Source organism: Larkinella bovis (genome assembly GCF_042655385.1).
Lineage (GTDB): Bacteria > Bacteroidota > Bacteroidia > Cytophagales > Spirosomataceae > Larkinella > Larkinella bovis.
Map to the genome: position 1 here is coordinate 879470 of NZ_JBHSMA010000001.1, position 26997 is coordinate 906466.

Annotated in this window: 21 protein-coding genes; 5 read left to right on the forward strand and 16 right to left on the reverse strand. The window is 53.8% G+C overall.

Annotation, left to right across the window (positions count from 1 at the left end; genetic code table 11):
- Positions 1–71: 71 nt before the first annotated feature.
- From ACFPMF_RS03685 to ACFPMF_RS03695, 3 genes are all read right to left on the reverse strand, one after another.
- Complete coding sequence (locus tag ACFPMF_RS03685) at positions 72–221, reverse strand: cyclase family protein (RefSeq protein WP_379841226.1); 150 nt, start codon at positions 219–221, stop codon at positions 72–74.
- 185 nt (positions 222–406) lie between these two features.
- Positions 407–4201, reverse strand: coding sequence for a hydantoinase B/oxoprolinase family protein (locus tag ACFPMF_RS03690; protein ID WP_379841228.1), 3795 nt, complete (start codon positions 4199–4201; stop codon positions 407–409).
- A gap of 110 nt (positions 4202–4311) precedes the next feature.
- The gene (locus tag ACFPMF_RS03695; RefSeq protein ID WP_379841230.1) at positions 4312–6792 is read right to left on the reverse strand and encodes a PIG-L family deacetylase; all 2481 of its coding nucleotides are present in this window, start codon (positions 6790–6792) and stop codon (positions 4312–4314) included.
- A 255-nt stretch (positions 6793–7047) separates the two neighbouring features.
- On the opposite strand from ACFPMF_RS03695, the gene ACFPMF_RS03700 reads away from it, so the two are divergent.
- Positions 7048–9282 carry a sodium-translocating pyrophosphatase gene (locus ACFPMF_RS03700; RefSeq protein ID WP_379841232.1) on the forward strand — a complete coding sequence of 745 codons (2235 nt, stop codon included), beginning with the start codon at positions 7048–7050 and terminating at the stop codon, positions 9280–9282.
- An 88-nt stretch (positions 9283–9370) separates the two neighbouring features.
- Here the strand turns inward: ACFPMF_RS03700 and ACFPMF_RS03705 are convergent, their stop codons facing one another.
- The 4 genes from ACFPMF_RS03705 to trpS form a co-directional block, all read right to left on the reverse strand.
- Positions 9371–9937: a 50S ribosomal protein L25/general stress protein Ctc gene (locus ACFPMF_RS03705; protein WP_379841234.1), complete on the reverse strand. Its 567-nt coding sequence runs from the start codon at positions 9935–9937 to the stop codon at positions 9371–9373.
- A 92-nt stretch (positions 9938–10029) separates the two neighbouring features.
- Positions 10030–10971, reverse strand: coding sequence for a ribose-phosphate pyrophosphokinase (locus tag ACFPMF_RS03710; RefSeq protein ID WP_379841236.1), 942 nt, complete (start codon positions 10969–10971; stop codon positions 10030–10032).
- A 130-nt stretch (positions 10972–11101) separates the two neighbouring features.
- Positions 11102–11620, reverse strand: coding sequence for a phosphatase PAP2 family protein (locus ACFPMF_RS03715; protein ID WP_379842740.1), 519 nt, complete (start codon positions 11618–11620; stop codon positions 11102–11104).
- 128 nt (positions 11621–11748) lie between these two features.
- Positions 11749–12723, reverse strand: coding sequence for a tryptophan--tRNA ligase (gene trpS, locus ACFPMF_RS03720; RefSeq protein WP_379841238.1), 975 nt, complete (start codon positions 12721–12723; stop codon positions 11749–11751).
- A 156-nt stretch (positions 12724–12879) separates the two neighbouring features.
- Between trpS and ACFPMF_RS03725 the strand changes: the two genes are divergently transcribed.
- Positions 12880–13590, forward strand: coding sequence for a DUF2461 domain-containing protein (locus ACFPMF_RS03725; protein ID WP_379841240.1), 711 nt, complete (start codon positions 12880–12882; stop codon positions 13588–13590).
- 48 nt (positions 13591–13638) lie between these two features.
- Here the strand turns inward: ACFPMF_RS03725 and ACFPMF_RS03730 are convergent, their stop codons facing one another.
- From ACFPMF_RS03730 to ACFPMF_RS03740, 3 genes are all read right to left on the reverse strand, one after another.
- Positions 13639–14046, reverse strand: coding sequence for a DUF4332 domain-containing protein (locus ACFPMF_RS03730; protein ID WP_379841242.1), 408 nt, complete (start codon positions 14044–14046; stop codon positions 13639–13641).
- A 124-nt stretch (positions 14047–14170) separates the two neighbouring features.
- Complete coding sequence (locus ACFPMF_RS03735) at positions 14171–14566, reverse strand: MauE/DoxX family redox-associated membrane protein (RefSeq protein WP_379841244.1); 396 nt, start codon at positions 14564–14566, stop codon at positions 14171–14173.
- Between the two features lie 61 nt (positions 14567–14627).
- Positions 14628–16712 carry a TonB-dependent receptor gene (locus ACFPMF_RS03740; protein ID WP_379841246.1) on the reverse strand — a complete coding sequence of 695 codons (2085 nt, stop codon included), beginning with the start codon at positions 16710–16712 and terminating at the stop codon, positions 14628–14630.
- 190 nt (positions 16713–16902) lie between these two features.
- Here ACFPMF_RS03740 and ACFPMF_RS03745 point away from each other — a divergent pair, with 190 nt between their 5' ends.
- From ACFPMF_RS03745 to ACFPMF_RS03755, 3 genes are all read left to right on the forward strand, one after another.
- Positions 16903–17964, forward strand: a complete 1062-nt coding sequence (locus ACFPMF_RS03745; RefSeq protein ID WP_379841248.1) for a sensor histidine kinase — start codon at positions 16903–16905, stop codon at positions 17962–17964.
- Positions 17965–17978: 14 nt separating this feature from the next.
- Positions 17979–19025 carry a sensor histidine kinase gene (locus tag ACFPMF_RS03750; RefSeq protein WP_379841250.1) on the forward strand — a complete coding sequence of 349 codons (1047 nt, stop codon included), beginning with the start codon at positions 17979–17981 and terminating at the stop codon, positions 19023–19025.
- Positions 19026–19297: 272 nt separating this feature from the next.
- Entirely contained in the window at positions 19298–20074 is a 777-nt protein-coding gene (locus ACFPMF_RS03755) for a LytR/AlgR family response regulator transcription factor (protein ID WP_379841252.1), read from the forward strand.
- Positions 20075–20083: 9 nt separating this feature from the next.
- Here the strand turns inward: ACFPMF_RS03755 and ACFPMF_RS03760 are convergent, their stop codons facing one another.
- The 6 genes from ACFPMF_RS03760 to ACFPMF_RS03785 all read right to left on the reverse strand — a co-directional run bounded on the left by ACFPMF_RS03760 (position 20084) and on the right by ACFPMF_RS03785 (position 26978).
- Positions 20084–20554 carry an SRPBCC family protein gene (locus ACFPMF_RS03760; RefSeq protein ID WP_379841254.1) on the reverse strand — a complete coding sequence of 157 codons (471 nt, stop codon included), beginning with the start codon at positions 20552–20554 and terminating at the stop codon, positions 20084–20086.
- A 73-nt stretch (positions 20555–20627) separates the two neighbouring features.
- Positions 20628–21071 carry a hypothetical protein gene (locus ACFPMF_RS03765; protein ID WP_379841256.1) on the reverse strand — a complete coding sequence of 148 codons (444 nt, stop codon included), beginning with the start codon at positions 21069–21071 and terminating at the stop codon, positions 20628–20630.
- Positions 21072–21158: 87 nt separating this feature from the next.
- Positions 21159–21728 carry a Crp/Fnr family transcriptional regulator gene (locus ACFPMF_RS03770; protein WP_379841258.1) on the reverse strand — a complete coding sequence of 190 codons (570 nt, stop codon included), beginning with the start codon at positions 21726–21728 and terminating at the stop codon, positions 21159–21161.
- A gap of 28 nt (positions 21729–21756) precedes the next feature.
- Positions 21757–22905 carry an FAD-dependent monooxygenase gene (locus tag ACFPMF_RS03775; RefSeq protein ID WP_379841260.1) on the reverse strand — a complete coding sequence of 383 codons (1149 nt, stop codon included), beginning with the start codon at positions 22903–22905 and terminating at the stop codon, positions 21757–21759.
- Positions 22906–23097: 192 nt separating this feature from the next.
- The gene (locus ACFPMF_RS03780; protein WP_379841262.1) at positions 23098–24435 is read right to left on the reverse strand and encodes a sensor histidine kinase; all 1338 of its coding nucleotides are present in this window, start codon (positions 24433–24435) and stop codon (positions 23098–23100) included.
- Positions 24436–24710: 275 nt separating this feature from the next.
- Entirely contained in the window at positions 24711–26978 is a 2268-nt protein-coding gene (locus tag ACFPMF_RS03785) for an aconitate hydratase (protein ID WP_379841264.1), read from the reverse strand.
- Between the last annotated feature and the right edge of the window lie 19 nt (positions 26979–26997).

Below are 26997 nucleotides of genomic sequence, written 5' to 3' on the forward strand. Positions count from 1 at the left end.
ATGAGTTAAGAGTTAAGAGTGATGAGGTAGCCTGTCCGCCCGGTCCTGTTTCTGTCAAAAATTGCATAAAGTCAGTCCTGAACCGGGAGTTTTGCGTAGGCCCGAACCGGAAACGTCCCCACGCCTTTGAACTTGGGCGGAGCCGCTGTAAATAAAAAACCGTCGGCCGGCAGTTGGGCCAGATTGCACAGATGTTCGACGATCAGGATGTCATTTTTCAATAAAACCGAGTGCACCGGGAGTCTTCACGACTCAAAAAATCACAGATGATGGGTACCGGCAAGCCCTTATAGGTAATCATGCCGTTCTCGATCGGATGACTGAGATCGATTAGTTTCATAAAACCGTACCAACGAATTTTAATCCCAAACTGACGACAACTTCCTCACAATCAACCCAAAAACACTCAGACATCCGGTTCTGGGACCGGTTTTCCAAAACCGCCCCCGCCCGGCGTTTCCAGCCGAATGCGCTCACCCGCCCGCATTTGACGCGTGAAGATTCCGGGTAAAATCATTTCGGAACCATCCGGGAGAATCAGGAATTGGGTGCCGGTTTTTCCGGGTTCGCCACCCGCAAGCCCATACGGTGCTGCCACCCGGTGCTGACTGAGCAGGGTCGCCTGAACCGGTTCCAGGAACTCCATTTCCCGAATGATGCCATCGCCACCCCGCCATTGACCCGCTCCCCCCGAACCCTCCCGAATCGCAAACCGGTGCAACCGAACCGGATACCGCCGTTCTAGTTCTTCCGGGTCCGTCAATTTGGTGTTGGTCATGTGCTGATGAACCGCCGAACGGCCATCGAAACCGGGGCCAGCACCCGCTCCTCCGCCGATCGTTTCGTAATAGCCAAAAGGTTTGTCAGATTCCGCCGGTTTTCCAAACAAAAAATTGTTCATGGTTCCCTGGCTGCAGGCCGCTAACCCCAACGCTTTCAAGAGCGTATCGACCAGCCGCTGGCTCACCTCCGTATTGCCGCCAACCACCGCCGGGCATTCTGCCGGATCATCGGAAAAAACCGGATTCAGGAAGCATTCGGGCAACCGGAGAGCAACCGGTTTCATCAGCCCTTCGTTCAGCGGAATATCCTGCTGGCACCAGAGCCGCAAAACGTATAAAACCGCACTGTACAGAATCGAGATGTTAGCGTTCAGGTTATTCGGATGAACGGGTGACGTACCGCTTAAATCAAAAGTAATACCCTGGTTTTCAATAAAAATAGCCACACAGATCTGGAAGCCATCATCGAGGGACTCCTGCGCCGAAAAAGTCTGTCCGTCGTGCGCCGTTAAAACCGCCTGCAACGCTTCGCTGGCCGATTGCTGAAGGCGCTGCATATAGCCCCGGACGGTCGGCAAACCGTGTTGCCGGACCAAGGCCTGCAAAGCGGTTTCGCCCGCCCGCAGAGACGCCAGAGCAGCTTCAATATCGGCCCGGTTTTCGGCCAAAGCCCGCGTAGGGTACGGCGCCCTGGTAAACCGCTGCTGCACCGTTTCCCACAAAAACTGCCCCTCTTTGACGATATACTGCGGTTCCAGCACCACGCCTTCCTCGATCAGACGGGTAGCGTCCGGTGGCATCGAACCGGGCACACTGCCCCCGATTTCAGCATGGTGCGCCCGGTTGATGACGTAACCGATCAATGCGTTGTCATCGCTGAAAACTCCGGCTAACAGGGTGACGTCGGGCAAATGCGACCCACCATATTTGGGATGATTCGTAATGATGACATCCCCCGGCTTCAGCGGCAGTTTTTCGAGGATCAGGCGGGCACAAATGCCCAAACTCCCGAGGTGCACCGGGATGTGCGGAGCATTGACCAGCAGTTCGGCCTTTTCATTGAGGAGCGCACAGGAAAAATCCAGCCGTTCTTTCACGTTGACGGAGAAAGCCGTCCGCTGTAATTGAGCCCCCATTTCTTCCGCAATGGCCACAAACCGCCGGGCAAACAACTCCGTTTGGGCCGCTTCCAGCAAAGGGGCCTCCTCCGTTTCGGTTTTTCCCACGAAACGAGCAATCGCATCGTGGTTGGATGCGATCGAAACCGCCCAACCGGCTTCCAGATAGGCGGAAGAAGTCGTGTTCAGGAGCAAGGCCGGGCCGGCGAAAAAATCCCCTTCCTGCAAATTCATCCATTCGTATACCGGAATCGAGTCGCTATAAAAAGCGGGACGCGCCCGTTGGGGAGAAGGCGTTTCCGAATGGACCGGACGCTCCGGTTCTTTCTGGCTCACAAAAACCCGAATGCTTTCCACCTCGATGCGCCGGTTGCTCGGAAAATGGCCATAAAGCTGCCCATACCGTTCGCGGAACAGGGTTTCCAGCCGGGTTTCAACGGCTTTCGAATCCGTCGCTGCCGGACCCGTTGGAGCGTCCGGCAGCGAAACGGGAATTTCCAGCGTACTTTCCTGCCCATTCAGGCGCATGAAAATCAGTCGGTTTCGCACTTCGATCGCAGCGGTTTTTCCGATCTCGAGCTGCAAACTTTCCAGGGCGCTGACAACGGCGGACGCCATCGTTTCCCGCAGAAACGGCGCAAAATCGGATAAGGATTGCAGCACCTGTCGGGTGGACATTCGCTCGATGCGGGCCCTGCCGATGCCGTACGCGCTAAGTAATCCGCCATCAAACGGCAGCAACAGCGTCCGGATTCCCAAGAGTCCGGCCACGGCGCAACCGTGCAAACCGCCGGCCCCACCAAACACCAGCAGGGCGTAATCCCTGGGATCGAAGCCCCGCGCCACCGAAATTTTGCGAATGGCACCCGACATTGTTTCGTTGGCGATTCGCTCAAAACCGAGCAGCAGTTCTTCGGCTTCAACCGGTTGTCCGGTTTGTTTTTCAATTTGCGCCCCCACAACCTGCAATGCCTGTTTCGCTTTTTCAGCATCGACCGGAAGGCCAAACAAAGCCGGATGCAGCCTGCCTAACAGAAAATTTACGTCCGTAATGGTCAATGGGCCGCCCGCTCCGTAACAAGCCGGGCCGGGTGAGGCCCCGGCGCTTTGCGGTCCAACCCGCAACTGGTGGCCGTCGAACCAGCAAACCGACCCGCCACCGGCGGCAACGGTTTCGACCGCCAGGGAAGGCGATTGCAATTCGAAGGTACCCACTTTGGTCATAAACTGGTAATCAACCCGGTCCTCAAACCGGGCCACGTCGGTGCTGGTCCCGCCCATATCCAGTGTCAACGTGCGAGGAACGCCCACGCCCTGCGTAATTTTGCCTGCCCCGATTACGCCACCGGCCGGGCCGCTCAACAGGCTGTCTTTCGGCTGGAATAAATGGGATTGCACCAGGCCTCCGCCACTGGTCATCACCCGAATGGGATTTCCGCCCAGTTGCCGCGTGAGATTAGCCAGATAGGATTGTAAAACCGGCTTCAGGTAGGCATCCACCAGGGTTGTCTGCGTCCGGGGCAGGTAGTGAATGCCGGAAGAAATATCGGTTGATAACGTGACGGCAAAACCGGCTTCCCGAATCGCTTTGCCGAGTTGCTGTTCATGCGCCGGATTCCGATAGGCATTGAGCAGCGAAACCGCCACCGTCTGCGGCTGCGTCTTTGTCAGGTGGTCGATGAGTTGCCCGACGGAGTCCGGCGTTAGGGGGAGTACGGTTTTTCCATCGGCAGCGAGCCGCTCGTCTAGTTCCCACACCGAATCGTAAACAACCTCGGCGGGGGGAATCGCTACCTGAAAGAGATGGGGTCGCTGCTGGGTTCCAATCCGGAGTAAATCCTTAAATCCTTTGGTAACAACCAGCGCAACCCGGCCCCCTTTCCGCTCCAGCAGCGCATTGGTACCCCGCGTCGTGCCCAGTCGCATTTCCAGGGTCGGAAAGGAGCCATCTAACGGTGTTAGGGTAAGCAAGCGGGCCGCCAAAACCGGCGCTTCTTCGCCCGCTGACAGCTCGACCGTTGCTTGAGTTTCGACGTTTATCGGACTGTCGGTAAGCAATTTACCGTCAACGCCCAGCTCTAAAACCGTTGCATACTCTCCAGTTTCGAGAACCTTTAACCGATAGCCGTTAAAAATAGGAGCCGTGAGCCATTTGGCTTCCAGATAAAGCCCATTACCAGACCGAATTATACCCCGAAGACAACTGCTGCTGAGCACTTTGGTTCGATGCAGCTTACCGTCCGGATCAATCGCCATACCGTCCGTAAACGTTCCACCCGTATCAATCCAGATTTGCCACATTAACTCCCAAAAGTCGTTAGTCGTCCAATATGATTTTAAATTTCATTTTATGGCATCGTATTCCTGAAAATCTGGGCCTGAACGTGCGCAGGCCAAAAACCGAACACGGCTTACTTACCGACAGAAATCAGGTTGGCAAATAACCGGTACGCCCCCGGTACGCCCGCGGGCAATTCCCGGAAAAACGCCAGTCCGGTATACATAAAGTGACCTTTTCCGTGCTGGCAATAAATCAGGCTTCCGTCTTTGGCCGCTTCGTTGGTGTCGTGGGCCGAGAAAATAGGGTAATACGCCTTATCCCAATCCTGCGCAAAATAGAGCCCCCGTTCCTGAATCCAGCCCGTGAAATCCTGGTCGGTAATTTTATTGGGCGTATTCAGCAACGGGTGCTGCGGCTTTAAAAACGTCATTTTGGCATCTTCTTCCGTCACCCGGTCCCGACCAACGGTAAACGGATAGGGTCCAATCTGGTTCACTTTCAACCCATTCTGGATAAACGAACCACCCGGCGTAACGTACTGCACAACCAGGGTGCCGCCGGTTTTAACGTAATCCATCAATTTCGGCTGGAAATACCTCAACCACTCCTCCGTATTATAAGCCCGAACCCCCACGACAACGGCATCGAATCCGCTTAAGTCTCCATTTAACTCACGGGCCGTCAGCGGTATTACCAGACAACCGATCTGCCGCAAGGCTGCCGGAACTTCATCACCCGCCCCGGCAATATAGCCAATGTTTTTGCTCTTAACCTTGATGTCCAGTTTCACCAGTTTGGCCTCTGCCGCCGGAAATACGGTTTGGGTAGGAATGTGTTTGTAGGCTACGATCCGCAGGCTGCTGGCAAAGGCAGGTTTCACCGACGATTGAGTAGTCACCACCGCCCGCAGCCGGGCTTCGCTGTTCGCAGCGGTCGGAAACACCCGAAAGGAAACCCGGACTTCCTGCGCTTTCTCCTTCAGGTCAAACGGCAATTGCGCCGGTTCTACACGCCAGCCGGCAGGCACCTCCAGTTGCAGCGAACCGGCGACTCCGGTGCGCCCGGATCTGAGCACCACCTCCACGGTCTTGGGCGTATTGTCGGCAAACACATAAACGCGTTCGGCCAGATTGGCCGTTACTGCCGGCTGGATAACAAACGGACGGTAGATTTCTCCCTCCACGGGATCCGTAAATTTATAACTCCACGGACTGCTAAACGTAAACGACTGCCCCTCCACATCAAAGGTAAAGCGCGTCACGAAAGCGGGCGGATTTTCGGGCAACCCGATCAGGCGCTGATCCGTGACCTGAAAAAGACCTTTGTTGACCGGTTTTTCCAGCCAGTATGGTTGCGAAATTGGTTGGCTAGCCGGAATCGTTACCGTTGTTGGAAAAGCGGCTACATCGTTGGATTTCAACGGCAGATTAAGGGTCGAATCTTTCCCAACGGCAGGCATCTGGACCCTGACCAGCCTAACCGACAAACCCGTACGATTGACGACATTGCTCGTCACCCGAATCGGCTCGCCGGGCGCGGCCGCATACGCATCGGGGTTGGTTTCAAACCACAGGCCGAGGCATTGCTGAATGAGCGTCTCGACTTCCTGCCGTTTCGCTTTGACGTAAACATTGGACGTATCGAGCTGCGCCAGTGCCTGATAGGTCTGCACTAAAACCGGTACCGACGCCGAGGGGTTTTCCGGTTTGAAATTTATCAGTAACTGATTGATCAACTGTTGCACTTTACCACTCCCGGCGATTCGCTTCCAGCTCAGGTCGATTCCATCAAACGGGTCATTCGGCGCGGCCTCTCCGCCTGTCAACGCCAGGTAATCCAGCTTGACACCCCGGCTGGCCGGAACACCAAAACCCTGGCTTTTGTGCTGGCTACGGCTTTCGGCGGCAATTTCGCCGTACGATTTCCCCAGCAGTGGATTATACAGACCGGTTTCTACGGTAATGACACCCGGTTCATCCGGTTTTTTGTTGCTCAGAAAGGCCCCGGGAATGAACACATTCCAGAAAATTCGTTTGGGTCGCCACGGTTTTACCCACTTGAGCTGTTCGGGATAGTGAGCCGGATCATTGGCAATCCGGAAGGCTTCTTCCGCCAGATAAGCCGACGCACTGTGATGGCCATGCCCCGCCCGGCTATCCGGCGGAAACCGGGTGATGATCACGTCGGGCCGGTATTTCCGAATCATCCAGACCACATCGCCCAACACCTGTTCCTTGCCCCAGGTTTTCACGGCCTCATCCGTCGTTTTGGAAAAGCCAAAGTCGTACGCGCGGCTGAAAAACTGTTCCGGACCATCGATGCGCCGGGCCGCCAGCAGTTCCTGCGTGCGAATGATGCCAATGTATTCGCCCTGCTCCGACCCGATCAGATTCTGCCCACCGTCGCCCCGGGTCAGCGCCAGGTAGCCCGTCCGCAGCAATCGCTCATTGGCGAGGTAGGTTAGCAACTGGGTATTTTCGTCGTCGGGGTGAGCCGCGATATACAGCACGGTTCCGACAACATTCAGCTTTTTCAGGCCTTGTAGAATCGTACCGGAAGCCGCGGGTTTACCTTGCCCGAAGGCAGGCAACAGGCTGGCTCCTACAATCATACTCAAAAGGATTCGGAACAGAAATCGGTTATTCATCAACGGGAAGAGTTCGAGGGTAACACAAAAATAGTCAGGTCAGACTAACCAATTGCTACGTAAACAACTGCATTTTGAATTAAATCCCAAGTTTTTCTCCCCCATCGAAAAAGCCACAGTTTTTCCTTTAAAAATCTAGTAAAACTAGTGCGCAGATTTTGGAATGCTGGCAATCCAATTATATTTGCGCCTTTCCATATTTAACCCTTATTAATCTTCATGAATTCAAGTATTTACCTAGTTCCCATATTAGGCCTCATCGGCCTGGTGGTGATGTACACCAAATTTATGTGGGTTTCGCGCCAGGACGCTGGCAACGACCGGATGCAGGAGATTGCATCCTACATCGCCGACGGGGCCATCGCTTTTCTCAAAGCTGAGTGGAAAATTCTGATTGTTTTTGGTATTGTGGTTGCGATCCTGCTCAGTTTTGCGGGAACGCTGGTTGAAAATTCCGACTGGCCCATCGGTATTGCGTTTGCCATTGGTGCCTTCACGTCGGCCCTGGCGGGTTACATTGGCATGAAAATCGCCACGAAAGCCAACGTCCGGACCGCCCAGGCTGCCCGGACCAGCCTCACCCGCGCCCTGGATGTTTCGTTTACGGGGGGGTCGGTCATGGGCATCGGGGTAGCCAGTCTCGCCGTTATTGGCCTGAGTTTACTTTTTATTCTGTTTCATACCATTTATGTGGGGGCAACCGGTGATGTGAACGGCATTCCGATGGAAAAAACCCTGGAGGTCCTGGCCGGTTTTTCATTGGGTGCCGAATCGATTGCCTTATTCGCCCGCGTTGGGGGCGGTATTTACACCAAAGCGGCCGACGTGGGGGCCGACCTGGTGGGGAAAGTGGAAGCCGGTATTCCGGAAGATGACCCGCGCAACCCGGCCACAATTGCCGATAACGTCGGTGATAACGTCGGTGACGTCGCCGGGATGGGCGCCGACCTCTTTGGTTCGTACGTGGCGACGATTCTGGCCACCATGGTTCTGGGCCGCGAAATCCGCATCCCGGAGGCCAGCAACATCCTGGGACACGCGCCCATCGTTTTACCGATGCTGATTGCCGGCCTGGGCCTGATCTTTTCGATAATTTCCACCTTTTTCGTGCGCGTGAAAAATGACAATGGAAACGTGCAGAACGCACTGAACCTTGGTAACTGGGCTTCCATTATTCTGACGGTTATTGCTTCGTACTTCCTCGTCAATGCCGTTCTTCCCAGCGGAACCCTGGAAATCCGGGGGGTTGAATTCACACGACTGGATGTCTTCTACGCCATATTCACCGGTTTAATCGTCGGTGCCCTGATGTCGATCATTACCGAATACTACACGGCTATGGGTCGCCGGCCGGTGATGACCATTGTCCGGCAGTCGTCAACCGGTCATGCCACCAACATCATTGGCGGTTTGTCGGTCGGAATGGAGTCAACGGTTTTACCGATTCTGACGCTGGCCGCCGGGATTTTCATTTCCTACAAGTTTGCCGGACTCTACGGGGTGGCCATCTCTGCCGCCGGGATGATGGCGACGACGGCCATGCAGCTGGCGATCGATGCTTTCGGTCCGATTGCCGATAATGCCGGTGGAATTGCCGAAATGAGCGATTTGCCCGAAGAAGTACGCGGTCGGACGGACATTCTGGATGCCGTTGGGAACACTACGGCGGCTACCGGGAAAGGCTTCGCCATTGCTTCAGCCGCCCTGACCTCGCTGGCGCTGCTGGCGGCTTTCGTCGGTGTTTCGGGCATTACGGGCATCGACATTTACAAAGCGGATGTCCTGTCCGGTTTATTCGTTGGGGGAATGATTCCGTTCATTTTCTCCTCACTCGCCATTGCGGCCGTCGGGCGGGCGGCCATGAAAATGGTGGAAGAAGTTCGGCGTCAGTTCCGGGAAATTCCGGGAATTCTGGAAGGCACCGGCAAACCGGAATACGAAAAATGCGTCGCCATTTCGACGCAGGCTTCCATTCGGGAAATGCTTTTGCCGGGTGCCATTGCGTTGATTTCTCCGGTTCTCGTTGGTTTTGGCTTTGGCCCGGAGGTATTGGGCGGTTTTCTGGCGGGTGTGACCGTTTCCGGGGTTTTGATGGGAATTTTCCAGAGCAATGCCGGAGGAGCCTGGGACAACGCGAAAAAATCGTTCGAGAAAGGCGTCGAAATCAACGGGCAGATTTATTACAAAAAATCCGAACCCCACAAGGCGTCGGTTACGGGTGATACCGTCGGGGATCCGTTCAAAGATACGTCCGGGCCATCGATGAACATTCTGATCAAACTCATGTCCATCGTTTCGCTGGTAATTGCTCCATACATTGCCGTAAACTCCCACGGAACAGCGGGCAACGTCCGGTCTACCACGGTGGCCGAACCGGTTAAATCGGAAAAAGCCACTGCTGACGCGACGATGGCCTTCACGCCAAATTCGGGCGTTTCACGGGTCGCTCACTGATGGTCTGCTTGAAAATATTCGTAGTAAAAACACAAAGCCAACCCGAATTCGGGTTGGCTTTGTAATATCTATTAGTCGTTCGCTGGGGTTAGGCAGCGGTTTTACCCCGCATAGCGCGCGGGATTTCGATGCTCGCGATCGGCAGCAGCGGACCATCCAGAATCTCGACGCCTTCCAGCTGAACGGCACCTACTTTGATGGTTTTGCCCAGATCCAGTTCTTTTACGTCCACATCCACGTAATCCGGAATGCGATCAGCCGCACCCCGCAGTTTCAGTTTACGGAGTTTCTGAATCAGTTTCCCCCCTTTTTGTACACCGGGAGCCGTACCAACAAACCGGATGGGCACTTCCACTTTGATATCTTTTCCTTCGATAATTTCCAGGAAATCCGCGTGGATCAACTGGTCATTAACCGGGTGAAATTGCGTATCCTGCAAAATGGCAACATACTCATCCCCTTCGATGTTCAGCGTCACTTCGTACGCTTCGGGGGAGGTCAGCAGTTGACGGAACAAAATCGCCGGGGCGTAAAAATGAACTTGTTTTTTACCGCCGTAAATGACTCCGGGTACATAGCCTTCGGCACGAAGAGCCTTCGACTCTGTCTTACCGAGATTCGCTCTGTTATACCCTACAATCTCGTGTTTTTTCATTTTTTTAGATTTTAGAAGTTAGACAAGAGAGACCAGAAGGGAACAAGGGACCCACCGATCGGTGTTCGATTGTCGCTTCTCGTGGCTCTTGCTCAATAATTTATAAACAGTGAACTAATAGATTCATGATCACGGATGCGGCCGATGGCTTTGGCGAATAAATCCGCCACCGTCAGGATCCGTACTTTCGGGCTATGTCCTTTCAACGGCAGCGTATCGGATACCACCAGTTCTTCCAGGACGGAATTCGAGATATTCTCGAAGGCGTTGCCCGACATGACCGGGTGCGTACAAATTGCCCGAACCGATTTCGCGCCTTTCTCCAGAATGATTTCGGCCGCCTTGCACAAGGTTCCGCCCGTATCGACCAGGTCATCGATCAACACGACATTGGCCCCTTCCACATCCCCAATGACCTGCATGGAAGCAATTTCGTTGGCCCGCTTGCGGTGTTTATCACACAGGACGATATCGGCATTGAAATGTTTCGCAAACGCCCGCGCCCGGGCGGCTCCGCCTACATCGGGCGAGGCAATCAGCAGATTGTCCAGATTCAGACTCCGGATATACGGCACAAAAACCGATGCCCCTTCCAGATGGTCGACCGGAAAATCGAAGAACCCCTGAATCTGGCCGGCGTGCAGGTCAATCGTCATCAGACGATCCGCACCAGCCGCAGCCAGCATGTTGGCCACCAGTTTAGCCGCAATCGCCACACGCGGTTTATCCTTCCGGTCCTGGCGAGCGTAGCCAAAATACGGAATTACCACCGTTACGTAGTGCGCCGAAGCACGACGGGCTGCATCGACCATCAGCAACAGCTCCATCAGGTTATCGGCGGGCGGATTCGTCGAATGAATCAAAAAAACGTCACATCCCCGAATCGATTCCTCGTAACTGGGCGACAATTCGCCATCACTGAATCGACGCAGGGTATAACCGCCCAAATCTTTGCCGTATTGACGGGCAATCTTCTCCGCTAAGTAGTTCGATTGACTACCTGAAAAAATTTTAACCGTATTAAGGGATGCCATTCAGTGCCGAAAATTTCCGCAAAAATACGAATAATGTTGGATGCTTCGGAGAAGAACCTAAAAGATTTCTTCTATCGAACTGGCAATAAGACTATTGCCATATTTTATTGAACACTGCCCCCAAACAAACCTACTCGCTAACCGGAAAATACCGTTCCGTGATGCGCCGGTAAAGGGACGTGCAAAGGAACGCCATCAGCACCCCAATGCCGGCCCCCGTCAGCACATCCAGTGGATAATGGGCACCGACGTAAATCCGGCTGTAGGAGATCACCCCCGCCCACACAAACAGCCATTTAACCACGGGAAACTGTTTCCCAATCAGCAGCCACAAGACCATCGCCAGCGCAAACGTGTTTGCCGCGTGGGAAGAGGCAAAGCCGTAGGCCCCTCCGCATTCCAAAACCGGGTGGATCAGCGGCTGCAAGCTGGGTTCGTGGCAGGGGCGCAACCGTAAGGTGAGCGGTTTCAGCACCGAAGAAGCCAGTTGGTCGCTCAAGACCACGGTCAGAATCAAGGTCAACACCATGCCGACCGCCCGTTTCTGGTACTGAAAGCCCAGCCAGCCCAATAACACGATGTAGAACGGGAACCACGTATTACGCAGCGTCACCGCCACCATCACCGGGTCAAGCCACGAGGCATACATGCCGTTGAGCCAGAGAAATAAGTCCGTATCGAGTTGCTTAAGGGTCTCCAATTTTGAAAGCGTGAAAACGTGAAGGCTTGCCTAACCGCGTATCGAACGGATTGGCAAAGCTCTTCACGCTTTCGCATTTAAGTATAGCCTAATTTTCTCCGAACGCGCTCCAGGGTTTTCGATGCCACGGCGCGGGCTTTTTCTTCGCCCGCCCGCAGCTCTTTTTCAAGCGCATCATTATTTTCCATGTAATACGTAAACCGTTCGCGGGCGTCGGCAAACTGGTCAATAATCAGTTCATACAATTCCTTTTTTGCATGACCATACCCATAACCGCCCTTCTCGTAATTCTGACGCATGGTCGCTACCTGGTTGTCGTCCGCCAGCAGCGAATAAAGCCTGAAGGTAATGTCACTGTCCGGATTTTTGGGTTCCTCCAAGGGCGTTGAATCCGATACAATTTTCTTGATTACCTTATAGAGCTCGTTGGCCGGGAGAAAAATATCGATGTAATTGTTGTAGGACTTACTCATTTTCTGCCCGTCGATTCCCGGAATCGTCATGATTCGTTCGTCAATCCGTGATTCCGGCAGGACAAAAACGGCCTCCCCCACCTGCGTATTCACCGCACTGGCCATATCGCGCGTCATTTCCACGTGCTGTTTCTGGTCTTTTCCCACCGGCACAATATCGGCATCGTACAGCAAGATGTCGGCTGCCATCAGACACGGATAGGTAAACAACCCGGCATTGACATCCGATAGCCGTTCGGCCTTATCCTTGAACGAGTGCGCATTGGCCAGCATCGGATAGGGCGTGAAGCAGTTGAGGTACCACGCCAGTTCGGTATGTTCGGGCACGTGCGACTGGCGCCAGAAGGTATTCTTGTTCGTGTCGAGTCCGAATGCCAGCCAGGCCGAGGCCACCGCCCGGATGTATTCCCGGCGTCGCTCCCCATCCTTGATGGTGGTGAGCGAGTGCAGATCGGCAATAAACAGAAAGGACTCATTATCAGGTTGCTCGGAAAGGTGGATGGCGGGCTTGATGGCCCCGAGAATATTTCCCAAATGTGGCCGTCCGCTGCTTTGAATACCGGTAAGAATGCGTGACATCGATTGTGGTAAATGAGTGAACGTATGAACGGGTGAAAAGCGAATCGCTCCGCGGAAGTTAGCGAATTGGCGAAGGTATCCACGCTTTCACGCTTTCATTCTTTCGCAATTAATCTTCGTGCAAACTTCGCTATTTCTGATTAGCTTTGGAACTGTATGAAGACGAAAAACACGGCAAATTCGCAACTAACCGTTCAAACACTCGACTTTCTGCGGGATTTGGGCCAAAACAACAACCGGGAGTGGTTTCACGCGAACCGGAGCCGCTACGAGGCCGCCAAATCCGAATTCGAAGGATTGGTGGGTCGGCTCCTCAACGGAATTGAGCGGTTTCAGCCCTTACCAAACACCAACGTAAAAGACTGTATTTTCCGGATCAACCGGGATATCCGGTTTTCAAAGGATAAAGCCCCCTACAAGAAACATTTTGCCGCAGCGGTGGGACCGGGCGGGCGGCATTCGGGGCGCGTCGATTATTATTTTCATGTACAGCCCGATGGCGAAACGTTCCTCGGTGCCGGCATGTGGCAGCCGACGCCGGCGCACCTGGCTAAATTCCGGCAGGAAATCGATTACAATGTCGATGAACTAAGAGGAATCATTGAAGCGCCGGAATTCAAGGCGTATTTTCCGGAAATTTCGGGGGAAAGTATGAAGACCTCGCCGAAAGGCTATTCGGCCGACCATCCTGAAATCGCGCTGCTCCGCCGGAAAGAGTTATTTTTCATTCACCGGTATTCGGATCAGGAAGTAGTGAAACCGGATTTTGCGGACGAACTGGTGAAAGGCTGTCAGTTGATAAAACCGTACTGTGATTACCTGAATTACCTCTTCTACGAAGAACAGGACGAAACGGTCGCCTTATAAGGCCTGCAATGAGCGCCCCGCCATCGGCCGATGGCGGGGCTTCGCTTCTTAATATTCCAGACCCGCCGGAAGGCTTTTCGCCTGGTTGATAAAATCCGTAAGTTGCTCAAGGGTCGGTGGGCGTTGTGTCAGGTTGCGAACCTGATTGATTTCGATGATTTTGACGTGCAGGTTTTCCGGGTTGCGGTGTGCCAGTTCCCGGACCGTATCGACGCCGGCTTCTTCCAGCAGATCGCTGTAAACACCCCCAATGCCCGAAATACGGTTCAGATCCGCCCGATTGGCCAGATCCAGAATGACGCTGGTTTCAACGCCCGCTTGTGCCGCCAGTTGTTTACGGGCCGATGCGGTTTTTGCGGCATACAGCAGGGCTTCACTGTTGGTAACCCCTTGTGCTTTTAAGGCTTCGACCACCGTACTCGTAATTCCTTTTAATTCCTGAATGGGTAAGCTCATTTTTCCGTTCGTTTTTAGGAATAGTAAACTCGTTGACAAAAGCCTTTCCAACCCGTTTGGGTAGGAGCAGACTGTTTAGTATTGAGACGATTTCTTCCCAAAAGGTAACGTCGAAAAAATAAAATCAGGCCCTTTTTTCCGTTTCGCGGAGCAGAAAGTAGAAGGCCAGCAAATGGATGAGCTGGATGCTCACGGTACTCCATTCCTCACGCAAACCGGTGCCAAAGATCAGCACCGCCATGGTGAAGCCCCCCACCAACCCACCCCATACCAAAAACCGCCCACCCAGTAAAAGCATCACCCCGATGACCAGTTCAACAAACGGAAGCGCAAACGCAAAACCCCGTACCAGAAAATCCGGGAGAAAGGTTGCCGAAAAATCGCTGACCATTTTGTCGGCAAACTTGACCAGTTTCGGAATCCGTACCAAACCGTGCATTCCCAGATCGACTCCTAATCCCACCCGCAAAACCAGCAAAGCCAGTGAATTCGTACTGCGGTTAAAACTTCCTCGCGCCATATTCATCACGTTTACGGTATTCTGTTTACGGTTTCCGGCCGTCAGACTCCCACCGGCGGACTCACCATCTCACGCCCAATTTCAGCCCCCCGGTGAAGTTCCGGCGAGGGGCGGCATTGTAATAACGCCCCCCAAAGGCATTCAGGTCGTACCCGAGGCTATAAGTTTGATCCAACAAATTATCTCCGCTCACATAGGCCTCAACCACCCAGCGTTTTGCAAAGGTTTTCCGGTATCCGACGGTCGCGTTCAGCAAGCGGATTATGTCGGACTTGACGGTATTGGCGTCATCGAGTGGAAACTTGTCAATAAATTGATGCGTCAGGTGCGCGTACAAACCCACCCGGGTTTCAGCATCCAGCCCGCTCACCGTCACCAGGGGGGGCACACCGGTCACCCGGTTGCCCGACACATCAGCGGTTCCCTGCTGGTAATTCCGAAACCGGTAATTCGTCACGGTGGTGCTGTTCCACAGACGGACGGTCTGCCAGAAATTGGACGCTTTCGGTACCACCAGCCGATAAGCCAGTTGGGTTTCCACCCCTTTTTGGTCCGTGGCACCGGCGTTAATAAAGTATTCGGCCCCGCTTTCCACCGACCGGCGGACAATCGTTTGCCGCAATTTGAACTGGTAGACGGCTACATCAAACTGAAACCGGCTCAACTGGCCACGCACGGCGGCTTCCAGGTTGGTACCCCGCTCCGGCTCCAGCGCCGGATTAAACGTACCTTCTGACGGTCGAACTTCCTGAATGGTCGGGGCCGAATATCCGGTGCTCACGCTGGCAAACACCGAAATGAATTCCCCCAGCTTTTTCAACAACGCCACACGGGGCAACCAAACCGGCTCGAAACCACGCAGTTGCCCAATGACAGGCTGTACCGAAAACCGGGTAAACCGATAGGCGACTTCATTGCGGCTCAGGCCAGCCGTGGCAATGATGCCCAGTGGCAGCGTAGCTTCCAGTTGCGCAAACAGTACCGATTGCGACGCCCGCAGTTCGTCATCGGCCTGCAACGTATCGGGCTGACCGGCCCGGTTTCCATAATTGCGGTCCACCGTAAAATTCTGTTGCCATTCGCCCCCGAAAACCAGTTGCGTCGGAACGCCTTCTTCCACCACCTGCCAGCGCGTAACCGTCCGCCCTCCTACGCCCTGATCGGTTCGTTTTTCGTAATTGGTGATAAACGGATTCGCAAAATCGGTCAGGGAAGTATAAACTACCGTCGTATTCTGAATCCGGTCGTTCCAGCGGTATTGGTGGGAGAATCCCAGATAACCGGTTCGCTGGTAAATGGCGGCTCCCTGGGCTACACTTCCCGGAACGGCGGGCGTTGACGGGCGGGCCTGCCGGGGATTCGCCCGAAACTGCGTCGCGTTCAAGCCTCCGGGCGTTTGGTAGGCCAGGTCGGAATACAGCCCCATCACCGAAATCGTTTGTTTCGAATTGACCGCAAACGTACCGTTCAGGCTCAGGTTATCCCGGTACATCCGGCTTTGCTGGCGGTAGCCATCGGACTGCAAATGGCCGTAATTCAGCGACAGGGCGGCATTATTTTTCCCGGTTTGGATCGAATAGTTCTGACCCTGCAAACCGTACGAACCAACCAGCGCGCTGATTTCGGCCTGATTGGAGTACTCTCTTGCCGTTGTTCCCGAACCCGGCCCGCTCAGCAAAACCGTTCCGCCGGTTCCGGCCCCGTACAAACTGCCGGCCGGTCCCTTGATTACTTCGACCCGGCCAATCGCCCGGACATCCAGGGCGTTCAGGTAGGTCGTTCCCCCGGCATCGGTGAGGGGCAGTTCGTTCCAGTATATTTTGACATTGCGGACCCCAAACGGCGAGCGAATCAGGCTTCCGCGAATCGAAAGCCGGTAACTCCCCGGCGAACGCTCATCCATCCGGACGCCCGGCAGGGTGTTGAGCGCGGGCACCAGCGCCGGCGTACCGAACCGTTGGGTTAATTCTTTACCAGACAACACATTGACCGAGGCCGCCGTTTCGACCAGCGGCCGATTCGTTTCGTAACCGCGCACTGTCACCTCGTTCAGCTGGATGGTATCTTTTTCCAGACGGCCGGATTCGGGTTGTTGGGCGAATACCGAAACCGAAAGCAGGGAAAGGACGTAACCGTATTTCATCATGATTTATCAGGCTGTTTCTGCAATTTTTCGTAAAGCTAATCGGACAAAAGGATATTATCCTCTTTAGCACCGACTAACATCAATTCAACCCGGAAAGTGGGCGTTTCAAGCATATCGGTATTGAGCTCCCGGTTTTTGACGCCTTATTTTTACAAAAAATTCAATACGACTCCTAAAGTTAGTTACTACGTTGGAAAGACCGAACGACCGATGGCTCCGCTGGCTGGGAATTCCGCTGATTGTGCTGTTGGCCAATCTGATTTATTTGCGGGATTATCCGTATCACCCGGTTTTGTATTTCGGATGGGTCTTTATCAGTATGGCCTACGTGACCCTGGCCTGGGAAGGTTCCGTTATCTGGGTCCAGTATGTTCGTCGCCATTTCCCCGATGCCCGCCACACGTTCCGGCGAATTGTCACGACTTTTACCGGTTATTTTTTACTAGCGATTGTTTGCCAGTCGCTCTTCGTTTTCCTGACCGACCTCAGCGAAATGGCAATTATTCCCATTAACCGCCAGGTTTATCAGGCGTATATCGGAATTGGCATTTTCAATTCGCTGGTGCTGGGCACAACCTATGAAATCATCTATTACCTCCAGCAATACCGGCAGGCCGTTGCGGAAGCGGAAGCCGTTCAAAAAGCCCGGATTCAGGGGCAGTTCGATAGCCTGAAAAGCCAGGTAAATCCGCATTTTCTGTTCAATAGCCTCAACTCCCTGTCGGCCCTGATTTCGGAGGACCGGCAGCAGGCCAACAAATTCCTGGAAGAATTATCAAGTGTCTACCGCTACCTGCTCCAGTCCAACGAGCGAAAACTGGTGACCTTGCAGACCGAAATTGAGTTTATCCGTTCCTTTTTTTATTTACTAAAAGCCCGCTACGGCCGGGCCATCGAATTGCATTCCCAGATCGATGCCTGCCTGCAGGATTGCTACCTGCCCCCGTTTAGCCTGCAAATCCTGATTGAAAATGCCATTCGGCACAATGTCATTCTTGCCGACCGCCCCCTGATCATTTCGATCCGGGCGGCTCTGGAACCCGGTGAAGAAGCCGTATGCCTGTACGTCACCAATAATATCCAGCGAAAAAGTCTGCAAATCAATAAGTTACCGGGCGGTTTACGAAGCCTGACGGAACGCTTTCTCCTGCTACGGCTACCGCGTCCCATCATCACCGACGACGGCCAGCATTTTAGTGTTCGGGTGCCGCTGGTCGTCAAAGGTGCCGATTTTTTGGTAAATTTACCCTGATTATCCGTACCGATGTGGGCCTGAATCTAAACCGCTATACCCAACGAGACACCTGGATTGCCCTGGGCCTCTTGCCCTTTTACTATTTCCTGCTGAATTACCTCATGCTCGGAAAAGCCTACGTGCAGCGGTGGGATGTCTTTTTGCTGGGCTCGCTGATTATTTTCCTGATCTGGACCCCTGCTTTTTTTCTCCACGCTTTGCCGGCCGTCTATTTCCGCAAGCGCTTTCCCCACATCCGTCAAACCTGGACGCGAATGACGCTCGCTTTGGTGACCCACATGGCCATGTCAACGGTGGTGATCACCTTTTTGTTTTATTTCTACCACTGGATCGATTTTCCGTCCTATACCTTCGAATCCAGCCGGCTTGGCATGGCCCTTCTTCTCGGCTATATGGGAAATGTGGTCGCCAATATCGTTCATGAAAGTGTCTACACATTTGAGAAATGGTCACAAACCATTCGGGAAACCGAGAAACTCAAGAAAGCGAACCTGCAAAGTCAGCTGGATAGCCTGAAACAGCAGGTCAATCCGCACTTTCTGTTTAATAGCCTCAACACCCTCTCCTCGCTGATTGACGAGGATACCGAAAAGGCGGAAACCTTTATTGATGAATTGTCCAGCGTTTACCGGTATTTGCTCCAGACCAACGAAAACGCGTTAACAAGCCTGCGGGACGAGTTACGGTTTATCGATTCCTACTTTCATCTGTTGAAAACCCGGTACGGCACCGGCATTACCCTGCAAGTCCAGGTGGCCGACCAGCACCGGGAAGCGCAGCTCCCTCCCCTAACGCTCCAGATGCTGGTCGAAAATGCCGTGAAGCACAACATTATCATGGCCGACCAACCCCTTCAGATTCGGATTGAAACCACACCGGCTGGCCAGTTGGTGGTGTCGAATAACGTTCAGTTGAAGAATGTCCGGGCCGCTTCAAACGGGGTCGGGCTGGCAAATATTGCCACAAAATACCAGTTATTAGGACGCGATGGCCTAGAAATCCAGAACACCGAAACCAGTTTCCGGGTCACACTGCCTTTGATGGGTCATGCCGGTTAACCCACGGAGTAGACCGGAACGGATGAACGCGTTTAACCATTCCCCATTCAGGATAAAAAGGCGGTTTTTCGGGGTTCAAGGACTGCTCCTTCAGACCCCGGTCGGCATCCGGACGCCCTTGCACGGTTCACCCCCACGCTATTCCGGTTCGGCGGTTTTATTTGCGGTTTCAAGGACACAAAATTTGGAAAAAACCCCGCTTCGCTGCTACTTGTAAAGCGATTAAAATCAGCAAACGAAAACCCAATCACCCCGCAACCGACACTCATCGTATGGATGTACTGGTCATAGAAGATGAAGAACTGGCTGTCCGAAAATTAACCAAGTTGTTACAGGACGTCGACAATACCATACGCATTGTGGGAACGGCAGCCAGCGTTCGCGCGTCGGTCCAGTGGTTAAAATCCAACGCGACGCCGGATCTGATTTTGATGGACATTGAGCTGGCCGATGGCCAGAGTTTTGAAATCTTTGAACAAACGCCGGTGGAATCGCCGGTGATCTTCACGACGTCCTACGACGAATATGCCCTGCGGGCGTTCAAGGTCAATAGCATTGATTATCTGCTGAAGCCCATCAAACGCCACGAACTGGAAGCCAGTCTGGAAAAACACCGGAAGCTCCGCAACCCGGCCGAAAACGAAACGGGCGGCAAAATGGCCATCGATGCCCTCGTTCAGCAACTTCGGCAGCAGATTCAACCGACCGAATACCGGAAGCGGTTTTTAGTGAAACACCTCTCGCAATGGATGCCCATCGAAGTGGCCGATATCGCTTATTTCTATTCCGAAGAAGGGGTCAGTCTGTTCCGGACGCGCAGTAACCAGAAGTTTTCAGTCGATTATACGCTGGACGAACTCGAAGCCATGCTCGATCCGGTGCAGTTTTTCCGGGCCAACCGGCAGTTTATTGTGGACATCAACAGTGTTCAGCAGATTCACCCCTATTTCAATAACAAGCTGAAACTAACGCTAAAACCGTCGCCTGAGGAAGAAGTACTGGTGAGCCGCGAACGGGCCACGGAATTTAAAAAGTGGATGGGAAAATAGGCCCGCGCTTCACCCTAACCGTCTGGGCAGTTCCATCAGCGGGTTGGGGGTTTCCTCCAGGAGTTGCTTTGCCCGCTGCAAGTCGGTTCGAAACTGCCGTTGTAGCTGGTGAATCAGCAGGGGCGCCATCAACCGCTGCCAGCCTTTCAATTCCAGGCTCATTTCGTAGGTGACCCGGGTTTCCTTCTCGACCCGTTCAAATAACCGCTGCTCCCAGAGTTCAACCGGGCTGTCAACGGTTTCGTGGGCCAGCCGGCGGTTGGGCGCGGCCGCAGTAACTTCCGCAAAAATGGTCATTTCCTGATCAAATAGCCGAACAACCTGCTCGAGTTTCATGCCCGTCCGGGCCAAACCGGGTGCATTCTGTTTCAGCCGAAAGAGGTTGCTGCGCCAGAGCAGATCGTATTCGTAACATCCCAATAATCCGTAGACATCCGTTACCGGCAATCGAATGAGTTCGGAATGTCGAACGGTGATCATGAATCGGATTCAGTTAAAGGAGAACAGGAAGATGGGGGCCGGGAAGCAGGATAAACGATCAGCACGTTCGCCTTTAGACCTTTTCGGCGACGGTGCTTTCCCCGGCGATAAATCGCTCGGCCTCCGGCAACGTTTCGAACAGAAACGTCGGCAAAACCGGGTTGCTTTTTTCAAACAGCGCTTCCGACGACAGTTTGGAAAACAAATCCGGTGACAAAATACTGATATTGTACCGGACGCCCATGGCGTACGCTTTGGGAAAGTAGTCGTTCACAATCCAGTCGACCGCGCCGACCCAGGCTACGTTCAGTTCCTTAGTGTCATGGACATGAAACCGGCAGTTGTTTTCCTGTCCTGTGGCCCGCTGCCATTCCAGCATAGACAGGGTAGCGCGCATCAGTTCATCATCCGAACAAAAGCCAATCCATTTCATTAACAGGTAATTCAGCAGGGGTTCGTAACTCAAAATGGCGTATACGTCCCCGCTCTCGTTCTTGATGCTGGTTATTTCATTCACGGCAGATCTTCCTTAGGTATCGGAAATTCACCAGGACAAATAAACGCTTTACCCATCCATGTGACCATTTTTCCATGCAAATATACTTCAAACCCCGATTCCCGACCGGTATCGGCTCAGGGTTTCGGGGGTAATTCCCAAATAACTGGCGACAAAATCCGCCGGAATCCGGTTGAGCACTTTCGGATGTTCTTCCAGCAACCGGCGATACCGGTCTTCCGGCGAGTCTTTGAGTAATGACGCTTCCCGTCGTTCCACCCGCATCAGCTGGTCCTGCAACAGCAGCGTGGCAAACCGCTGCCAGGTCGGATAGGTTCGGCACAACTGCATCACGTCCTCGTAATTCAGCTCCAGAATGTGGGTTTCTTCCAGCGTCGCCACGTTCACATTCGACGGTTTTTGCGTAAAAAATCCCACAAACGAACCCAGCAGCGAGTTTTCAAACACAAACTCCTTCGAAACTTCCCAGCCATCGATTTCGTAAAACAACCGGCCACAGCCCTTTTCAATAAAAGCAATGGTGGTGCAACGATCCCCAGCCTGCACGTACCGTTCGTTGGCGGCCAGAACCCGGGGGTGAATGATGTGCTCAAAAGCGGTTTTTTCTTCGCTGGTAGGTCGAACAATGCGTTCAATGTTGAAGAGGACTCGCTGCATATTGAAAGGGAATTGGGCAGTAATATACCTAAAAATCCACGTTATACAAGGTTTCCAGCTGCCGCTCGTTTAGGCTCGAGGGCAGCATCCGGAAGAGCCCGTTTCGCAGCCAGGCCAGCAGCGTATTTTGCGTTTGCGCCAATTCGCCGATCCGACGGGAGGTATCCACAATGTACCGGGTTCGTTTGAGTCGGCGTTGTTCAAACCGGCGGAACGCCAGAGAAACATCGTCGGTCGCCACCAGTTCATCGGCCAGCACAACGGCATCTTCAATGGCCTGACAGGCCCCCTGCCCCAGGTTCGGGGTGGTTGCATGGGCCGCATCGCCCAGCAGAACGACCTTTTCAAAGGCAAACCGGGGCAACGGTTTCAGGTCAATAATATCGTTCCAGAGGAGCTGTTCGTTCCGGGTTCGGGCCAGAATTTCCGGAATGGGCTGGTGATAATTGCCAAAGTGGTCCATCAAATCCTGAACCGTCATCGACCGAAACTTCGGGTCGTTGGCGGGAGCATTAACGGTGGCAAACCAATAAATTTTACGGTCTGCCAGCGGTACAATGCCAAACCGCCCCCGCCTTCCCCAGGTTTCGGTGGCTTCCTGCCCATCCAGTCCGTTACTATCCACCACGGAACGCCAGGCCGTGTAACCGGCGTATCGCGGTTTCGAATCGGGAAGCAATTGCCGGCGAATGGCCGAGTGAATGCCATCCGCCACGATCAGGTAATCGGTCTGGTGGAGGCTGCCATCATCAAACCGCACAACGGTGCCATCAGCCCCCTGATCGATGGAGATGGCGCGTTTGCCCAGCAAAATCGGGGTGCCAATGAGCTGGTCGAGCAGCGCCTGGTGCAAAGCCGCCCGGTGAATCGTGAAATTATCCAGGCCATATTTCCGGCTGACCGCTCGGCTATCGGTGCGGGTAATTTCGCGCCCTTTCTCATCCCGAATTACAAATGCGTCGAGGACGCGGCCAGCGGACAGAATTTGATCAGCGATTCCGAGTTTCTGAAAGGCCTTGACGGCATTGGCCGCCAGGGCCAAACCGGCCCCCGCGGTTTTAAGGGCGGGGGCTCCTTCAAACAGGGTGGCCCGGATGCCGGCTTTCCGCAGGGCGATGGCCGTCGTGAGTCCGGCAATGCCTCCGCCAATGATGGTAAAACGGTGTCGATTTTTCATTTTTGTCCTTTGTGGGTCCGGCGAAGTAATGGGCAGTCGGTCAGGAGCAGACCGAGCATAAGCGCACTGGCCATTGAACAGGTTCGTGATAGCATAGTAGATGTTGTTTTTTCCCCAAAGGTGGGCCGACCCGCTTTTCTACACTATGGGATGTTCATTGAAACGGAAAAAGCCCCCTTTGAACCGATTTTCTTAGGGGATCAAGGGAAGCCGGACGACGAACTCCGTGTCGGTTTCTTCAACGGTCGGTGTTGCCTGTCCCAGCATCTGGTATTTGGTCAGGATATTCAGCAAGCCTTTCTTGGTTGATTTCACCCGATCGACCGGTTTCCGCTGGAGGTTGTTGCAAATCGAGAGCCAGTGACCGTTCCCCGTCGAAAGCCGAATTGCCAGCGGTTGATCGGCGGAAACAATGTTGTGTTTTACGGCATTTTCAATCAACAATTGCAGCGTTAACGGTGGCAGTTGCCAGGACAGATATGCCTCCTCGACCGCAATTTCCAGGTGAATCCCGCGACCGTAGCGGGTTTCCAGCAAATGGAAATACGAATGAATAAACTGCAATTCGCGGCTAAGGGTGGTTAATTCATAATCGTTGTTTTGCAAAATATACCGGTACACACTGGCCATTTCGTCGACAAACTGCTCGGCTTTGACCGGTTCGTCGGTAATCAGGGAGGAGAGTGAATTGAGCGAATTGAAGAGAAAATGCGGATTGAGCTGCGACTGCAAGGCCCGCATCTGCACTTCCGACATTTCCTGCCGAAGCTGTTGCATCGAAAGCTCGGCTTCGAGTTGTTTTCGCTGGTGTTTTTCCTGCTGCCGTTCAAAACGCTGTTCCAATACCGCCGACCGAATGGCGGCCTGGCGCTGGCGATAGCCCAGACCCAGCGAAAAACAGATTAATTCGAGAATAATACCAACCTGGATGGCCGTGAGGGGTGCCTGCCAGAAATACGTCGATGGGACGGTTTTTTCCTGGGTAAAGGATAAAATCATCGAGGTTACCGCTCCGATCATCAGGAGTGCGGAACCCACGATAAAATACCGGGCCACCACATCCTTCAGCTTCAGAATCCGATACACGCTATAGGAGGCAAAAACCACCATGGCGAGCCGTATGGCAGTATGCACGCTATTGTAAACAGCAGGATACCAGTCGTTTATCAGATAACAAAGAGTGAACTGAAACGCCAGATACAGAAGAATACAGGCTTTCGCATACTGAAATAACCGGGACAGGTCCGGAAGCCGTTTGGGCAGGCCGATAAACGCGTCGGCGAAACTGGTGTAAATGTAGTAGGCGATCAGGGGCATCCCGGCCTTTATAAAATACCAGGTACTTCCCGAAATTGAAATCAACTCCCGCACTTCCCGCACCCGAATCCCGAAATAGACGAGCCAGGCCAGCATATACAGCGTGTATAATCCATAAATCCGCTCCCGGTAGATCACCCACTGGACGACATTCAGCAGCAGAATGGAAATCACCATTCCGGTGAACATTGGTTGCCAGACTGCAAAAGTCATAGGATTGGATAGGCCGGGATTGATGCCCTAAAGGTACGGAGCCGAATCCAAATGAAAAACCGGCGCTCCGCAGGCCTTTAAAGATTGAAGCAATCCACAGATCCGGCAATCCCGATTCGGATGAACCGGAAGAAATGATCCATGAAAAGGCAGAATTGGACAGTAGGTTATCCATCCGGTTTTCACCGGAATAGGGCCGCGATAACGCCCAGGTTGAGGAAACAAAAAAGCCCCCGAAACTCGAAGTTCCGGGGGCTGGCAACGAAAAATCTTCGTTACGCGTTTTGCCGCTGCTTGATCAGGTTCAGGGCCGAACCGGCTTTGAACCACTCGATCTGCGTTTCGTTGTAGGTATGATTCACCTGGAATTCCTCGCTTGTTCCGTCGCTGTGGTTCAGACGAACGGTCAGTTGGCCGTTCGGGCTGAATTCCGTCAGGCCCAGAATGTCGATGGTATCGTCCTCGCGGATGTCTTCGTAATCGTCCGGGTCCGCAAACGTCAGCGCCAGCATCCCCTGCTTTTTCAGGTTCGTTTCGTGAATCCGGGCGAACGATTTCACCAGGATAGCCCGAACACCCAGGAAGCGGGGTTCCATGGCCGCGTGTTCGCGGGAGGAGCCTTCACCGTAGTTTTCGTCACCCACCACAACCGAACCGATGCCGGCGGCTTTGTAGGCCCGTTGCGTGGCTGGCACTTCGCCAAACTCACCCGTCAGCTGGTTTTTCACGGTATTGGTCTTCTCATTGAAGTAGTTGACCGCCCCGATCAGCATGTTGTTGGAAATATTATCCAGGTGGCCCCGGTATTTCAACCACGGTCCGGCCATCGAGATGTGGTCGGTCGTACACTTGCCTTTCGCCTTGATCAGCAGCTTCAGCCCCGTCAAATCCGTACCTTCCCAGGCCGGGAACGACTCGAGCAGTTGCAAACGATCCGAGGTGGGGCTAACCACCACCTGAACACCGCTGCCGTCTTCGGCGGGTGCCTGATACCCGGCGTCTTCCACGGCAAACCCGTTGATGGGCAGCTCGATTCCGGCCGGTTCGTCCAGCATCACTTCTTCGCCTGTTTCGCTGGTCAGTTTATCCGTCATCGGGTTAAACGTCAGACTTCCCGCAATGGCCATGGCGGTCACCAGTTCCGGTGAAGCCACAAAAGCGTGCGTGGTGGCCAGACCGTCGTTGCGTTTCGCAAAGTTCCGGTTGAACGAGGTAATGATGGAGTTTTTGCGGTTCGGATCGTCGATATGCCGCGCCCACTGACCGATACAGGGCCCGCAGGCATTCGCCAGCACGACTCCACCGATTTTTTCGAACGTATCCAGCAACCCGTCGCGTTCGGTCGTAAACCGCACCAGTTCCGAACCGGGCGTTACGGTATATTCCGAATGGGTTTTCAGATTCTTAGAAATTGCCTGTTGCGCTACGGAAGCGGCCCGGGTCAGGTCTTCATACGAGGAGTTCGTACAGGAACCGATCAGACCCACATCCAGTTTTTCGGGCCAGCCGTTTTCTTTGACGGCCTGCGCAAACTTCGACAGCGGCCACGCCAGATCCGGCGTGTAAGGACCGTTGATGTGCGGTTCCAGCTCCGACAGGTTGATTTCGATCACCTGATCGTAATACGTAGCCGGATCAGCGTATACTTCGTCGTCCGAGCGCAGATGCTGACGAACGGCATTAGCCGCATCGGCTACATCCGCCCGCTCGGTAGAACGCAGATAGTCTGCCATTTTTTCGTCGTAGGCAAAAATCGAAGTCGTGGCTCCGATTTCGGCCCCCATGTTACAGATGGTCGCCTTACCCGTTGCCGATAGGCTATCGGCTCCTTCACCGAAGTATTCGACAATACAACCCGTTCCCCCTTTTACGGTCAGGATACCGGCCACCCGCAGAATAATGTCTTTGGCGGAAGCCCAGCCCGACAGTTTGCCGGTCAGTTTGATACCGATCAGTTTGGGCATTTTCAGCTCCCAGGGCAGTCCGGCCATCACGTCGCAGGCATCGGCTCCACCGACCCCGATGGCGATCATGCCCAACCCACCCGCGTTCGGAGTGTGCGAGTCCGTACCGATCATCAAGCCACCCGGAAACGCGTAGTTTTCGAGCACGACCTGGTGAATGATCCCGGCACCCGGTTTCCAGAAACCAATGCCGTATTTATCGGAGATAGACGCCAGGAAAGCGTAGACTTCCCGGTTTTTATTGTTGGCATTTTCCAGATCCTGCGTAGCACCAACCTCGGCCTGAATCAGGTGATCGCAATGAACGGTCGACGGAACAGCCACTTTGGGCCGACCCGCCTGCATGAACTGCAACAGGGCCATCTGAGCCGTTGCATCCTGCATGGCCACGCGGTCGGGCGCAAAATCAACGTAGTCCTTGCCCCGATTGAATGCCTTCTGGGCAATTCCATTGCTGAGGTGGGCGTATAGTATTTTTTCCGACAACGTGAGGGGATGACCCACCACTTGCCGGGCAGCTTCGACCCGTTCGCCGAAACCGTCGTACACGCGCTGAATCATGTCAAAATCAAAAGCCATAGAAGGAGGAATTTAAGCA